The following is a 16370-nucleotide window of genomic DNA, read 5'->3' as shown; positions in this document are numbered from 1 at the left end:
CGCACCCGAGTTCAGCCGGGCGGCCCGCTGGGCGTGGCGCGTGCCAGGTGGCGGATGTGCTCGAAGTCCAGCGCGTCCAGCGCCTGCCGCACGGCCGCGACCAGCGCCGCATGGTGCGCGTCGTGCGCGATCCGGTCGGCCCATTCGTGAAGGTCGGTCCAGCGGCCTTCGCGCGCGAGCGTTTCGAGTTCGGCGCGCATCGCATCGGGCAGTGGCGCGATGCCGGCGATGGGGCGCGTGCGCCGCCGCGAGCCCGCCGTTGCCGATGGGGCCAGGGCGGGCAACGGCGCGCACCTGAAGGCGGCGGGCACCTCGGCCTCGGGGGCCGCGTCGACCACCACTGAAAAGCGCAGGCGCGTGCCCTGGTGGCGCTGGCTGTCGAGCTGCAATTCGCCCCCCATCCGCGTGACGATGCGCCGCGCGATGGCCAGGCCGAGCCCATGGCCGTCGGTCTTGGCGCCGGCCCGCTCGAAGGCCTGGAACACGCGCTGATGGTTCTCGGGGTCGATGCCGACGCCGCTGTCCCAGACCTCGACCTCCAGCCGCCATTGCGACGACACCGTGGGGTGGGCCTCCACGCGCAGGCCCATCTGCCCGTTGCGCGTGAACTTGGCGGCGTTCGACAGCAGGTTCAGCAGCAGTTGCTGAAAGCGCTTGCTGTCGAGGGCCACCACCGGCGGCAGCGTGCCGGGGCGTTCGAGCACGAAGCGGTTGTCCTGGCGCTGCGCGAGCGCGGCGGCGTACTGCGCGATGTCTTCGATCAGCGCCGGCAGCCGCACCGGCCGGGGCTGGAAGCTGAAGGGCAGCAACTCGCCCTTGGCGTATTCGAGCAGGTCGTCGATCAGCGAGAGCTGGTAGCCGGCGCTGCGCTCGATGGCCTGCAACTGTTCGGGCTTCGATCCGGCTTCGCCGCGCAGCATCCGCGCCTGGCCGACGATGGTGGCCAGCGGCGCGCGCAGGTCGTGGCCGATGTAGGCCATGAGCCGGCTCTGCTCGCGTGCATGGTGTTCGGCCTGTTCGAGCGCGGCATTCAGCGCATGCGTCCTGCGCGTCATTTCTTCGTGCAGGCGCTGCTGCTCGTGCGTCTGCCAGTGCATCAGCGTGCGTTGCGCGTCGCTGCGCTGGTGCGACAAGCGATGGGTCCACGAGGCCAGTGCCACCAGCCCGACCAGCAGGCCCGGAAAGGCGAGCGCGTAGGCATCGAGGCCCGGCAGCGCGCTGGCCGGCAGCGACAGCTCGGCCAGCCGCAGGCAGACGCCGAAGGTGACGACGGCCATCACCGGAAAAGCCAGCTTGCCGCCCGGTCCCGCGCGCCGCATGTAGAGAAAGCTGCTCACGGTGAGCGCAAACACCAGCAGCAGCGCGTTCAGCACGCCGATGCGCGCGAACGGCGCATAGGTGCCGAGCCATGTGCCGAACACCACCACGCACTGCACGCCGGTCAGCAGGGCCAGCACGCGCAGGCCGGGCGGGCGCACGGGGCCGCGCCGCGTGAGGGCGTACAGGTACACCACCATGGTCAGCACGCAGCAGCCGGCCAGCACGCCCGCCGCGCGGTAGCTCCACTCGGGGCTGTGGGGCCACAGCGCCAGGTGCGTGTGGCCGCGGTAGGTGCCTTCGTAGAGCGCGACCAGCGTGAAGCCCAGGCTCTGCGCCGCCATCGAGAAGGTGCGGGTCTGGCACCACAGCGCGAGCGAATAGACGGCGAGCACCAGCAGCCCGCCGATCAGCAGGCCGTCGAGCAGCGCATGGCGGCCTTCGGATGCGCGCCAGCTGTCGGCCGTGTGCAGCCAGGGGCTGAGCTTCGCGCTGCTGAGGCTTTGCACGCGCACCAGCACGCGCGCGCTTTCTCCGGGCTGCAGGTCGAGGTCGAGCGTGGGCACGCGGTCGGGTGGGGCGTCCTGCGGCACGGCCAGGCCGGCCGCCGTGTGGGTCCAGGCCTGCGGCTGCCCGCCGTCCGTGCTGGGCCCTTGCCGCAGCACGTGGAAGTCGACGCGCTGCAGCCAGGTGGTGTCCAGCACGAAGCGCATCGCCCGGATCGCGCGGCTGTCGTTGGCAAGCGTGAAGCGCAGCCAGAAGGCCGAGTTCGAGAAACCGGGCCGCATGTGCGCGGGCGTGCCGGGCACGAAGCCGCCGGGGCCGTCGCCTGCGAGCGCGTCGGCCGATTCGCGCGTCAGCCGCGTCGTCGGGTCTTCGAGCCATTCGACATCGCTGTCGAGCATCGCCGGCAGGGTCTGCATGGCGCCCAGACGCAGGGTGCTGGCCTGTGCGGCGGGCAGCAGGCACCACCCGCACGCGGCGCACAGCAGCGCCGCGACCCAGCGTCGCGTGGCCATCGCGGCGTTCAGGCGCGGGGTGCCGCGTCGGTCTCCGCGACGCGAAAACGCGCGTTGCGGAAAGCGGCAGGCGTGGCGTCGAAGCGCTCGCGGAAGGCGGTCGAGAAATTGGCGGCGCCCGAGAAGCCGACCTCGACCGCCACTTCGTCGATGCTCAGCGCGGACGACAGCAGCAGGCGCTGCGCCTGCTGCAGCCGGGCTTCGCGCAGGAACTCGAAGACGGTCTGGCCGGTGCGTTCGCGGAACGCGCGCGACAGCCGCTTTTCATGCGTGCCCACGCGCACCGCGATCTCGGCCAGCGACGGCGCGCGCGACAGGTTCGACAGCAGCACGCGCTCGGCCGCCTGCGCGATCACGCGGTCGGCCTTGTCCCGGCCGGCACTGCTGGCATTGCCGGACTCGGCCGCTTCGGCATCCACATAGACCACCTCGCTCTCGTCCGCCGTGTCGATCGTTCGCTTGCTATCGGCCAGGCTCAGGTGAATCGCCACGCGCGCCAGCACCTCGGTGGCTTCGTAGGGCTTGAGGATGTAGTCGACCGCGCCTTCGCGCAGGCCGGTCAGCCGCTCTTCGACCGAGCCGGAGGCGGTCACGAAGATCACCGGGATGCGCGCCGTCGCACGGTCGGCCTTGAGCAGCCGGCAGGTGGCGTAGCCGTCGATGGCGCCCATGCGCACGTCGAGCAGGATCAGGTCGGGCAGCAGCGCGGTGGCACGGCGGTAGCCCTGCATCGCATCGAACGCGAAGCTGATCCGGTGATCCGCGCCCCGCAAGGTTCCCAGCAGCACCTGCAACTCGTCGATGTTGTCGTCGATGAGCAGGATGTGCGCGCGCTTGGTGGGAGTGGACGACCAGTAAGAGGACATGCGACCGAGCGTAGGCGTGTTCCACGGAAACGCGATGTGACTAAGTTCACATTTGTTTGCAATAGTGAATAAGTGTCATCTGGGGCAAAAGTTTCACACCGGCGCGCAAAAACCGGGCAGGCACCCCCTTTCAAGAATCCCCCCTTTCTCCGGACGGCCACCCCGCGCACAGCGGTGTTTTGGAACGCATCCGGCCGGTCGACGCATCACGAGGGACGGGGATGTTCAGGAATCCAAAAAGCTTGTCGGGCGCGCGCGCACAGCGTCGTGCCTTTTCATTGGCGCGGGTGGCGATGTCGCTTGCGGGGCTGCTGTTCGCGGTGGCGGCGCATGCGGCGCCGCAGATATCCGGCCTGGTCCACGTGCCGGACATCCTGCCCGCCGGCGGCACGGTGACCAGCACCGTGACCGTCGCCGAAACCGACAGCCTGCCGATCGACGCGCCGGGCATGTCGTTCACCTACACGATCCCCGCGAACGCCATCTATATGGGCACCGGCGCGGTCCCGGTGGGCAGTTGCACGGCCGACGTGCCGGTGGGCAGTGCCGGCCCCGGCACGCTGACCTGCTCGGGCATCACGCTCGCGGCAAACCAGTTGCGTGACTTCGAGGTGCTGCTGCGCACGCGCACGCAGGGCACGCTGAGCGTGACCGCCACGCCCAGCGGCGGCGGCTCCAGCGAGACCAAGACCATCACCGTGAACCAGGGCGCCGACGTGGCGGTGACCATCAACGCGCCGGTCAACGCGGCGAGCGGCGCGACGGTGCCGATCGTCTTCACGCTCACCAACAATGGCCCCGACACCAGCACCGGATCGACGCTGACCTATCCCATTCCCACGGGCCTGACGGTCTCGGGCACGGGCCTGCCCTCGGGCTGCGCGATCAGCGGCAGCCTGCTGACCTGCGGCGTGTTGCCCATGCCGGCCACCGCGGGCAACAACACGCGCACCTTCAGCATCAACGGCACGGTCACCGCGGGCGCGGGCTCGACCATCACGCACCAGCCGGCCGTGGCGCCGGCGGGTGCGATCGGCGACGGCGTTTCCTCCAACAACACCGTCACCGCCAACACCACCGTGACGGCCGGCTACGTGCTCGCACTCGCGAAGAGCCACAACGGCGGCCAGTTGCTGGTGGGCCAGCACTTCGATTTCCGACTGAGCCCGAGTTTCAGCGGCAGCCCGCCCACCGGCGTGACGCTGAGCGACACCATCCCCGCCAACTTCGCGATCCAGTCGCCGATCAATCCGCCCACCGGCTGGAACTGCTCCGTCAGCGGCCAGACGGTGAGCTGCACGCGCAGCGACATCGGCGGCAACAACGGCGCCAGCGTGGCGCTCGGCGACATCGTGGTGCCGGTCATCGCGATGACCGCCGGCACCGGCGTCGTCAACGAAGCCACCGTGAGCGCGACCGGCCCTGTCGCCAACTCGGCCACCGGCAGCGTGCCGGCCGATGTGGCGGCTTCGGTCTCGGACTTTCGCGCCGACAAGCGCCGCAGCTGGCCGCAGAACAACGTGCCGCTGGGCCAGGCCTTCGACTACCAGGTCGGCAGCACCAACCTCGGCGGCACGCGCCTGCTGGCGGGCAGCACCATCCAACTGGTGGACGACCTGCCGGCCGGCGTGCAGATCAACAGCGTCACGCAGCGCGACGGCTACACCTGCACCGTGACCGCGGGCGGCGCCACCGTCGTCCCGACGCCCGCCGTGCCGGTGCCCGGCCCCGCGAACGTGACCTGCACGCGCACGCTCACGGCCGACATCCCCGTGGATGTGTCCGGCGGCAACAGCGCACGCAACGGCGGCTACATCATCATCAACGCCACCATCCCGGCGCTGCCCCCGGGCGGCGGCCAGATCGTCAACAGGATGTGCGTGAACGTGGCGCTGCCCGCCGCGGCACCCACGCTCGGCGCCGACCCCGACGGCAACACCGGCAACGACTGCGTGAACCTGGGCACCGGCGTGAACGACAACGCCACCGCCGCCGACGTGAAGGTGCTCAAGCGCGTGGTGGGCACCGGCGACAGCGCGGGCAACCGCCAGGTCGCGGGCCAGAACATCACGTGGCAGATCGAGGTGGTCAACGATGGGCCCTCCGAAGCGCAGAACGTCGTCGTCACCGATACCTTCGCACAGGTGATGGGCGCAGGCACCGTTTCGCAGACGGCCAACGGCGGCACCTTCACCGGCACCTGCGCGCTGCCGGCCAACGGCGGCGGCTTCGGCAGCGCCTCGCTCTCCAGCTGCACGCTGTCGACCCTGCCGGTCTGCCGCGCGAGCACCGACGCGCCGAGCGCCTTGCCGCTGTGCCCGGTCATTCAGGTCGTCGCGAAGCACTACGGTGACGGCGCCTCGGCCACCGATCACGGTTTCCAGATCAACAACAAGGCCAACGCCCTTGCCGCCACGCCGGCCGATCCGAACCTTGCCAACAACGACGGCCGCGCCACCGCCTACCTGACCGCGCGCAGCGACGTGACGGTCACCAAGTCGGCCAGCCCGCCGACTTCGGTGCCGGTCGGACAGCAGCTCACCTACACGTTGACCGTCATCAACCGGAACGTGCCGCAGAGCCTGAGCCGCGCCTATGCCGTGAGCCTGACGGACACGCTGCCGGCGAACCTGATGTTCCTTGATGCAGTCCCCTCGGGTGGCGGCACCTGTGGCACGACGCCGGTGAAGACGAGTCCCACCGACGCCACCAACAACCAGCTCGTGTGCACCTGGAGCTCGCTCGACCGCAACGTGCAGCAGACCGTCACGGTGCGCGTGCGGCCGCTGTACGCGCTGCTGGGACAACCGGCCGTGACCAACAACGTGGTCGTGAAGACGGAAACACCCGAACTCGACACCACCAACAACGCCGCCAGCGCCTCGACCTCGATCACCGCGCCCGCGTACGACCTCGTGGTCACCAAGCGCGACGACGCCGACCCGGTGAACGTGGGCGACGACGTGGGCTACACCATCACGGTGTCGAACAACGCCGCATCGACGGCGGAAGGCGTGCGTCTGGTCGACATCCTGCCGCAGGCCCTGCCGACCGGCGAAGCCGCACCCACCTTCGTGTCAGCGAGCGCGCCGGCGGGCATCATCATCAGCAGCCCGGCGGTCGGCTCGTCCGGCGGGCAGGTCACCTTCACCATTCCGTCGCTCGGCGGCAAGCAGGGTGCGACCGGGGCGACCGGAGAGCCCGACTCGCTGCAGTTCCGCGTGGTGCTGCGCGGCGTGTCGCGCGGCACCTTCCAGAACAACGCCAAGGTCGATTTCTTCGACGCCGCGCGCAATGCCTTCGACACCGTGCAGGCCAACAACTCGGTGGCAGAGAACACCACCTTCCGCTTCAAGGCCGATGTGCAGGTGGTCTCCAAGACCGCCGTCATGACCAACACCAGCACGCCGGTGACCACCGCGTCGTCGGCCGTGCCTTTCGACTGGCTCGTGCAACTGCGCAACAACGGACCCGACAGCGCCGAGACCACCAGCTTCACCGACACGCTGCCCGCGCCGCTGGTGCTGGCCGGCACGCCGGTGTTCAGCGTGACCAGCGGCATCTTCACGCCCGTCGCGCCCACCTGCACCGGCGCGGCCGGCGGCAATGCCGTGAGCTGCGCCATCGCATCGATGCCCGCCAACGGCACGGCCACCGTGCGCATTCCGGTGCGCTTCAGCGGCGCGGCGCCGGCCAACGGCACGGTGCTGACCAACCGCGCGCACATCGTCACCACCGGCTCGGGCGACACCAACGGCGGCACCGACCCGAACGGCGGCAACAACTTCAACGACGGCAGCGTGACGGTGCAGAACAGCGCGCTCTCGGGCCGCGTGTACGAGGACCTCGACGGCAACGGCCTGATCGACAACGGCGAGCCCGGCATCGCCGGTGTGACCATTCGCCTGAGCGGCACCGACAGCGCGGGCAACGCCATCAGCCTCACGACCACCACCGATGCCGGCGGCAACTGGAGCTTCAGCGTGCCCGCTGGCACCTACAACGTGGCCGAAGACCAGCCACCGGCCTACCTGCCCGGCATCACGAAGGCAGGCACCGTCAGCGGCGTGGGCAGCGCGCCTGGCACCGTGCCACTGGGCACATCGAACGGGCCGAACGGCTCCAACGCCAACAACATCAACAACATCGTGCTCGGCACGGGCGGCGCCTCCACGGCCAACAACTTCGGCGAAGTGCGCGCATCGAGCCTGGCCGGGCGCGTCTACCAGGACGCCGACTACAACAACGCTTCCAGCGCGGGCGACCCCGGCATTGCGAACGTGACCGTCACCCTGACGGGCACCGACATGTTCGGCAATTCGGTGTCGCTGACCGCCACGACGGCGGCGAGCACCGGCGCGTATGCCTTCAACAACCTCACGCCCGGCAACTACACGCTGACCGAAACGCAGCCCGTGGGCTTCGCCGATGGCAGCGATGCGGCCGGCACGGCCGGCGGCACCGTGGGCAACGATGTCGTGAGCGCCATCGCCTTGCGCTCGAACGTCAACGGCACCGGTTACGACTTCGGCGAACTGCTCACCCGCGTTTCGGTGCGCGTGTTCGTGGACGCCAACAACGACGGCATTCCGCAGGCCGGCGACACCGGCATTCCGAATGTGGAGCTGCGCCTGACGGGCACCGACGCCGCAGGCAATGCGGTCAGCATCCTGGCCGTGTCCTCGGGTGCCGCGGGCAGCTATGAATTCCGCAACGTGCCGCCTTCGGCAGCGGGCGGCTACACCATCACCGAGACACAACCGGCCAACTACGCGCCGGGCAAGGCCAACCCCAACGGCCACCCCGGCACGGCGCAGGGCGGCGGCAACGCCATCACCGGCGTGACCGTGGCCGGCGGCAGCAACGTGCCGCTGACGCAGGGCGACTATTACTTCGGCGAGCTGCTGCCCGGCGGCATCTCGGGCCGCGTGTACTACGACCGCGACGGCAACGGCGCGCAAGGCGCGCCCGCCACCGAACCGGGCATCGCGGGCGTGACCGTCACGCTCACGGGCACGGACGTCAACGGCCAGTCCGTCTCGCGTACCACCACCACCGACAGCAGCGGCGACTACAGCTTTCCGAACCTCGCGCCCGGCAGCTACACCGTGACCGAGACGCGACCGCAGGGCTATCTGCCCGGCATCACGCATGCCGGCAACGTCAGCGGCGCGGGCAGCGCCCCGGGCTCCGTGCCAACGGCCGGCAATGGCGTGACCAACGGGCCGAAGGGCTCGACCGCCAATGTCATCCAGAACATCGTGCTCGGCGCCGTCGGCGCGGGCTCGGCCGGCAACAACTTCTCGGCCGTCAAGCCCGCCAGCCTTTCGGGCTACGTGTATGCCGACGTGGCACCGTCCAACGGCGTGCGCGACAGCGGCGAGCCCGGCATCGGCGGCACCACCATCCGCGTGACCGGCACCGACTTTCTGGGCAACGCCGTCGACCGCACCGTGCAGACCGCCGCCGACGGCCGCTACCTGGTCGATGCGCTGACGCCCGGCACCTACCAGATCGACGAGACCCAACCCGCCGGCATGGCCGACGGCCCCGAGTCGCTCGGCACCGTGGGTGGCGCGCCGCGCGGCGCCGCCAACCCGGGCAACGTGAACGACCGTTTCGGCGGGCTCGCGCTGGTGTCGGAAGACGTGGGCATCGACTACAACTTCGGCGAGCGCGGCGGCCAGATCGGCGGCTGGGTCTACGTCGACAGCAACAACGACGGCATCCGCCAGGCGGGCGAGCCGGGCATTGCGGGCGTCGCGCTCACGCTCACCGGCCGCACCTCGGGCGGCCTGCCGGTCAACGCCACGGTGGTCACCGACGCCAACGGCCGCTACGCCTTCACCGGCCTGCTGCCGGCCGACGCAGCGGGCTACACCGTGCGCGAGACCCAACCCGTGACCTATGCCGACGGCCTCGATGCGGTCGGCACGCTCGACGGTGTGCCCAGCGGCACGCTGGGCAACGACGTCATCAGCGCCATCGCCTACCGCGGCGGCAACGGCGACAACTACAACTTCGGCGAGCGCGGCGCATCGCTGGCGGGCACCGTCTACAACGACGCCAACCGCAACGGCACGCGCGAGCCGCAGGACTTGCCGATTGCCGGCGTGACCATCACGCTGACCGGCACCGATGCCGCGGGCCAGCCGGTCACGCGCACCGCAGTCACCGGCGCCGACGGCCGCTACGAGCTGCCCGGCCTGCCGCTGCCCGGCCCCGGCGGCTACATCGTCACCGAGACGCAGCCCGCGGGCTACGACGAAGGCATCGCCGTGCCGGGCACGCTGGGCGGCACCGCGCAGGGGCCGAACCAGATCCGCGTGAGCTTCACCTCGCTGAACGCCAACGGCACCGGCTACGACTTCACCGAGCACAGCAACCAGCCCGCTTCGCTCACCGGCAACGTGTGGTTCGACCAGAACCACAACCGCAACCGCGACAGCGGCGAGGGCGGCGGCGAAGGCTGGACGGTCGAGCTGATGCGCTGCGGCGACGGCGGCAACGCCTGCGCCGAAACCGCGGCCACCGTGCTGTACAGCGTGACCACCGCCGCCGATGGCGGCTACCGCTTCGGCGACCTCACGCCCGGTGAATACCGCGTGCGCTTCCGCTCGCCCGACGGCCGTGTCGTCGGCGGCGTGTGGCCCACCGACGCGGCGCAGAACGGCGCCAACGGCCCGTACCCGACGCCGCCAGCGAGCGACCCGCGCTTCACCATCAAGGTGCGCGTGAACCCCGGCGCCAACGTGCAGAAACAGGACCTGCCGTACGACCCGGGTGGCGTGGTGTACGACAGCATCAGCGGCACGCCCGTGCCCGGCGCCGTGGTGCGACTGGTGGGCCCGCCCGGCTTCGATCCGGCGCAACACCTGTTCGACGGCCGCGACAGCTACACCACCGGCCCCGGTGGCTACTACGACTTCTTCGTGCTGCCGGGCGCACCGGCCGGCGAATACAAGCTGGCGATCACGCCGCCGGGCAACTACCTGCCGTCGTCGATCTACCCGGCCGCCGTGGGCGCGCTCGGCACGCAGTCGTGCTCGGCACCGGCCAACGGACCCGTGCCCGCGCAGACCAACCCCTGCGTGGTGAGCCCCGGCGCGGCGCTGGTGCCCGGCGCCGGCTACTACCTGCTGTTCATGCGGCCGGCCGGCGGCGGCCAGCACGTGGTGGCCAACAACATTCCGCTCGACCCGTCGGACGCCACGCTCATCGAGCTGCGCAAGACCACCTCGAAGCTCACCGTGAAGAAGGGCGAGCTGCTGCCCTACCGCATCACGGCGCGCAACACGCGCGGCAACCCTGTGCCGGGCGTGGCCGTGGTCGACACGCTGCCACCGGGCTTCCGCTACATCCAGGGCTCGATGAGCGTGCGCATCCTGCCGGGCGGCGTCGCGCTGCCGGTGGTGCCGCAGGTCAACGGGCGCCAGCTCATCGTGCCGGGCCAGAACTTCGCGCCCAACGAAACGCGCGAATACCTGATGGTCGCGGGCGTGGGGGTCGGCGTGGGCGAGGGCGAGTTCGTCAACCAGGTCGTCGCCACGCAGGGCGTGGGCGGCCGCGTGCTGTCGAACCTGGCCACCGCCACCGTGCGCGTGGTGCCCGATGCGCTGTTCGACTGCACCGACGTGATCGGCAAGGTCTACGACGACAAGAACGCCAACGGCTACCAGGACGAAGGCGAGCCGGGCATTGCCAACGTGCGCATCGCCACCGTCAACGGCGTGCTGGCGACGACCGATGCGCAGGGCCGCTACCACATCGCCTGCGCCGCCATTCCGAAGGAAGGCACCGGCAGCAACCTGGTGCTGAAGCTGGACGAACGCACGCTGCCCTCGGGTTTCCGCACCACCAGCGAGAACCCGGCCGCCGAGCGTGCCACGCGCGGCAAGGTGCTGAAGGTCAACTTCGGCGCCACGGTGCACCGCGTCGTGCGGCTCGCGCTGCAGGGCACGGCCTTCGACGACGGCGGCAGCGCCGAACTGCGCGCCGGCTTCGTGCCCGAACTCGACCGCACGGTGAACGTGCTGGCCGAGAAGACCTCGGTGCTGCGCCTGGCCTACAAGGCCGCGCCCGGCGAGGCGGAAGCCCTGGGCCGCCAGCGCGTCGATGCGGTGAAGGCCGCCGTGCTCGCGCGCTGGAAGCAGTTGGGCGAGCAACGCGCGCAGCGCAAGGAAGAGCCGCTCTTCAACCTGGACGTCGAGGTCGAGCTGACGCCCGCCACCCCGGAGGCGGCCAAGCCATGACCCGCCCCTTCACACCGAACATGTTCCAGCGAGCCGACATGAGAAGAAGACAGCTTCCGAAGCGCGTGGCCCTCGCGGGCGCCGTCACCGCCGCCTGCATGAGCATGGGGCTCGCCCTGGCGCAAGAGAGCGCCGTGCGCGGCCGCATGCTCGACCACGCTGCCGCCGACCCGCGTGCCGTGGACATCGACGGCACGCGGCACCTGCCGCGCAGCAGCGAACGCGAGTTGCCCAAGGCCACCTTCGTGCTCGGCGACGCGCGCGAAGCCGCAGTGCCCGCTGCAGCGACAGTTGCTGCGGCCACATCGCCCGTCGAACGCAGCGACACCGGCACGCCGCACTTCGAGTCCGGCGCGGACGGCCTCGCTCCGGCCGACCGCGCACAGCTCGACCGCATCGCCGATCAGGTCAAGGGCCGCGAGGGCCTGCGCTTCGAGATCGTCGGCCACACCGACACGCAGGCCCTGAGCGCCCGTTCGCGCGAGCGATTCGCCGACAACCACGCGCTGGGCCTGGCCCGCGCGCAGCAGGTCGGGCGCTACCTCACGCAGCGCCTCGGCCTGCCCGATGGTGCGGCCGACGCCACCTCGCGCGGCCCCGACGTGCCCGTGGCCACGCCCGCCACCGACCCCGCCAATTGGGCGGCCAACCGGCGCGTCGAAGTGCGCGTGTACTGGCGCGATGCGCCCGTGGCGGTGGCCGCGCCCGCACCGGTGGCCGACCCCGGCGTATGCCGCACCTTCACGGCCGTCGGCACCGACGATGCGCCGCTGCGCCTGAGCGTCGATGGCCAGTTGCTCACGCCCGATGGCAAGGGCCCGTCCACCGCAGCGGGAGAGGGCGCCACCAGCGCCGACCGCCAGCGCTGTGTCGACGTGCAGCTCGAACGCAACCAGCTTCGCCTGCAGTACGACAACCTTTCGCAGCCGCGCCGCCTGAGCGCCACCGCATGGCCCACCACCGTGGTGGCCGGCGACACCGTGCGCTTTGCCGGCTACAGCAACTACCTGCTGTTCACCAGCAAGGCCGAGCTGCGCATCTTCACCGCCAACGACGTGATGCAGCGCCGCCTGCTGGCCACCGTGCCGCTCGACGCCACGCTGCGCGGCGAATGGCAGGTGCCCGAAGGGCTGCGCGACCGGCTGGCCGCCGGCACGGCCGGCAAGCTGTTCTACCGCGTGCGCGTGTACGACCGGCAGGGCCGCTTCGACGAAACCGACGACCTCTCGCTCTCGGTGGCCGAGCGCCACCTGCCCGACGCGGTCACGCCCGACGTGGCGCGCGAGCTGCTGCGCGCCTACGGCCAGAACAACATCGCCATCGCCAACATTCCGCTGAGCGCGGGCACGGTCACCGCCAGCGGTGCCGCCATCCGCCCCGGTGAGACGGTGCGCGCGCTCGGCTTCGCCGTGCCGGTGGACGAAAGCGGGCGCTTCGTGTTCCAGCAACTGGTGCCGCGCCGCGTGCAGACCGGCGAGATCGCCGTCACCGATGCGCAGGGCGCCACGCGCGCCTATCGCCGCGACTTCGACCTGCCCAAAAGCGACTGGTTCTTCGTGGGCCAGGCCGACCTGACCGTGGGCACCAACAGCGTGAGTGGCCCCGCCGCGATCATGACCAACGACAAGAACCGCTACGGCGGTGGCGGCTGGAGCGAAGGCCGCATCGCGGGCTATGCCAAGGGTCAGCTCAACGACCGCTGGACGCTCACGGCCAGCGTCGACACCGAGGAGCGGCCGCTCAAGGAGCTGTTCCGCAACCTCGACCGCAAGGACCCGACCTCGCTGTTCCGCCGCTTCGACCCCGAGGACTCGTGGAGCACCTTCGGCGACGACTCCACCACCATCGAGGACGCGCCCACGCAGGGCCGCTTCTACCTGCGCGTGGACGACGGCCGCTCGCAGGCCATGTGGGGCAACTTCAAGCTCAACTTCGGCGACACCGAGCTGACCCGCGTGAGCCGTGGCCTGTACGGCTTCTACGGCCGCTACCTGGGCGAAGAGTCGACGTCGTTCGGCGAAGCGCGCCTGAAGGTCGACGCCTATGCGGCCGAGCCCGGCACGCTCGCTGCGCGCGAGGAGTTCCGCGGCACCGGCGGCTCGCTCTACTACCTTCGCAACCAGGACATCACGCGCGGCGCCGAGCGCGTGACGCTGGAGATCCGCGACAAGGACTCGGGCTTCGTGCTCAAGCGCACGCAGCTCGTGCCGAGTTCGGACTACGAGATCGACTACCTGCAGGGCCGCGTGCTGCTGTCGGCGCCGCTGCCCAGCCTGTCGGACGACGGCTCGCTGGTGCGCGCCGGCGGCTTCACCGGCATGCCGACCTACCTGGTGGTGGACTACGAATACACGCCGCTCACCACCTCGCTGAGCACGCTCGCCGTGGGCGGCCGCGTGTCGTGGTGGGCCAACGACCACGTGGGCGTGGGCGTGACCGCATCGCGCCAGGACCAGATCGGCGCCGACCAGCGGCTGGCCGGTGTCGACGTCACGGTGCGCAAGACCGAGACCACCTACGTCAAGGGCGAGTTCGCGCGCAGCAAGGGGCCGGGCACCGGCCAGCTCGACTCGCTCGACGGCGGCTTCAACTTCAGCGGGCGCAACGGCGCCGTGGGCACCGGCAACACCCGCCTGGGCAACGGCCCCACCGGCAACGCGAGCGCCTGGCGGCTGGAAGGGCAGGCCGACCTGGCCGACTTCGACATCCGGGGCGGCGGACGCATCAGCGCCTATGCGCAGTCGCGCGATGCCGGCTTTTCGGCACCGGGCCAGTACGCGAGCAACGCCACGCGGCAGGTCGGGCTGTCGGGCACCGTGCCCTTCGGCGAAAAGGGCGAGAACGGCGAGCTGCGCCTGAAGGTCGACCGCCGCGACGAACGCGACGGCTACAACAGCAGCGTGGTCGACGCGCAGTACGGCCTGGCCCTGTCGCCCGAATGGAAGCTGGGCCTGGGCCTGCGCTACGACGACAAGACCGGCGACGCGCTCATCACCAGCCCGTCGCTGCCCAGCACGCAGGCCGTGTCGGGCGAGCGCGCCGATACGGCCGTGCAGCTCGAATACACAGGCAGCGACCGCTGGAGCGCCTACGGCTTCGCGCAGAAGACGCTGCGGCGCACCGGCACGCGGCTGGACAACGACCGCCTGGGCCTGGGCGGGCGCTACCGCCTCACCGACAAGCTGGCGTTGCGCGGCGAACTCTCGACCGGCGACGGCGGGCTCGCGGGCAAGGCCGGTGTCGACTACCAGTACGACGACCGCTCCAGCGTCTACATGACCTACGTGGCCGACACCGGCCGCACCGACGAGAACCTCATCGGCCGTGGTGGCAGCCTCGTGACCGGCGTGCGCTCGCGCGTGGGCGACGGCCTGACGATGTTCACCGAGCATCGCCATGCCACCGGCGCGCAGCCGGGCCTCACGCATGCCTACGGCGTGCAGTACGCGCCCGACACGCGCTGGACCTTCGGCGTCAACTTCGAGAACGGCTGGGTCGGTGCCGAAACGCTCGGCGCCACCCGCCGCCAGGCCATCGCTTTCACCACGGGCTATTCGAGCGAGCGCCTGAAGTACAGCGGCGGCCTTGAATACCGCAGGGACCGCACCTCGGCCGAGTCGCGCACGAGCTGGCTGCTGAAGAACTCCTTTACCTGGAAGATGGACGACGACGCGCGCTGGATCGGCAAGCTCAACTGGGCCGACAGCGACAGCACCACCGGCAACCTGGCCGCGGCCAAGTACACCGAAGCCATGCTCGGCTACGCACTGCGCCCCGCGCTGGACGACCGGCTGAACCTGCTCTTCAAGTACACCTACCTGTACGACCTGTCGTCGCCGGGCCAGGTGGTGTCGGGCGGCGGGCTCGATGCGAACCTGGGCACCACCGTGTCGACCACCGGCATCGACTACCAGCAGCGCAGCCACGTCTTTGCCATCGATGCCACCTACGACATCGACCCGCGCTGGACCATCGGCGGCAAGTACGCCTGGCGGCTCGGCGAGCTGCGCGCCAGCCGCGACAGCTCGGCGCCGTGGTTCAAGAGCTCGGCGCAGCTGACCGTGCTGCGCGTCGACTGGAAGCTGGTGCGCAACTGGGACTGGATGCTCGAATGGCGCTCGCTGCGCGCCAAGGAACTGAAGGACCGCAAGAACGGCTGGGTCACGGCCGCGTACTACCACGTCAACGAGAACCTGAAGGTGGGCGTGGGCTACAACTTCACCGACTACTCCGACAACCTCACCGACATGAGCTATCGCAGCAAGGGGTGGTTCCTCAACGTGCTGGGCAAGTTCTGATCCGGCGGCACGGATGCCCGAGGCGCGACACATGGACCTCACGCTGCCCCTGGTCGATATTGCACAGGCCCTTGCGTGCGCCAGCTATCCCGGCGACGACCGGGACCGCTACCGGCTCTACCAGGAGTGGGCGCAGGACTTCCAGGCCGACTTCATGGCGCGCGTGCTGGCCGGCCGCCGGCCTGACGAAACCTACCGCGAGGACGTCGCCGCCTTCGCCCGCAGCAAGGCCGCCGCCTACGGGTTCATGCCCGGCGAGGCCAGCGTGATCGGTGGCCGCTTCTACAGTCAGGCGCAGCTCGCCGCCGCCGTGCGTTGCTGCGAGGCGCTGTTCGAGGCGATGGTGCGCGCACAGGGCTGCTGCGATGGCGACGCCTGCGAGGACGGCGCCTCATGGGCGCTGCTGGATTCGATGCTCGGCGCGTTGCCCGACGCACTGCCCGAGGCGTTGAAGGCGCAGATCAGGGAACGCATCTGAGGCTCCGCATCCAGCCGGGGAGGCCGCCGCAACTGCAGCGCAATCAACCCCACGCCCCAGGCGCCCAGGCAGGCATAGCAGGAAACGAGGGATTGCATCGCAGGGAACCTCCGTGTCAGTGGCACTTGCGCGCCGGTGAA

At 70.5% G+C, this 16370-nt stretch carries 5 protein-coding genes; 3 read left to right on the top strand and 2 right to left on the bottom strand.

What is annotated here, in order from left to right:
• Window positions 1-11 precede the first annotated feature (11 nt).
• Together ACSFB7_RS28445 and ACSFB7_RS28440 are read right to left on the bottom strand one after the other, a co-directional pair.
• Window positions 12-2336 carry a sensor histidine kinase gene (locus ACSFB7_RS28445; protein ID WP_435475672.1) on the bottom strand — a complete coding sequence of 775 codons (2325 nt, stop codon included), beginning with the start codon at window positions 2334-2336 and terminating at the stop codon, window positions 12-14.
• Between the two features lie 8 nt (window positions 2337-2344).
• A complete protein-coding gene (locus ACSFB7_RS28440) occupies window positions 2345-3202 on the bottom strand; it encodes a helix-turn-helix domain-containing protein (protein ID WP_435475671.1) in 858 nt (285 codons plus the stop codon).
• 242 nt (window positions 3203-3444) lie between these two features.
• On the opposite strand from ACSFB7_RS28440, the gene ACSFB7_RS28435 reads away from it, so the two are divergent.
• The 3 genes from ACSFB7_RS28435 to ACSFB7_RS28425 are packed head-to-tail and all read left to right on the top strand — an operon-like array spanning window position 3445 to window position 16230.
• On the top strand, window positions 3445-11454 hold the full coding sequence (locus ACSFB7_RS28435; protein WP_435475670.1) for an SdrD B-like domain-containing protein: 8010 nt from the start codon (window positions 3445-3447) through the stop codon (window positions 11452-11454).
• A complete protein-coding gene (locus tag ACSFB7_RS28430) occupies window positions 11451-15752 on the top strand; it encodes an OmpA family protein (protein WP_435475669.1) in 4302 nt (1433 codons plus the stop codon). The genes ACSFB7_RS28435 and ACSFB7_RS28430 overlap by 4 nt, the downstream gene beginning before the upstream one ends.
• Before the next feature lie 13 nt (window positions 15753-15765).
• The gene (locus tag ACSFB7_RS28425) at window positions 15766-16230 is read left to right on the top strand and encodes a hypothetical protein (protein ID WP_435475668.1); all 465 of its coding nucleotides are present in this window, start codon (window positions 15766-15768) and stop codon (window positions 16228-16230) included.
• Window positions 16231-16370 lie beyond the last annotated feature (140 nt).

The organism is Variovorax raffinosi (genome assembly GCF_051216615.1).
Lineage (GTDB): Bacteria > Pseudomonadota > Gammaproteobacteria > Burkholderiales > Burkholderiaceae_C > Variovorax.
This window is presented reverse-complemented; position numbering and strand designations above follow the sequence as displayed.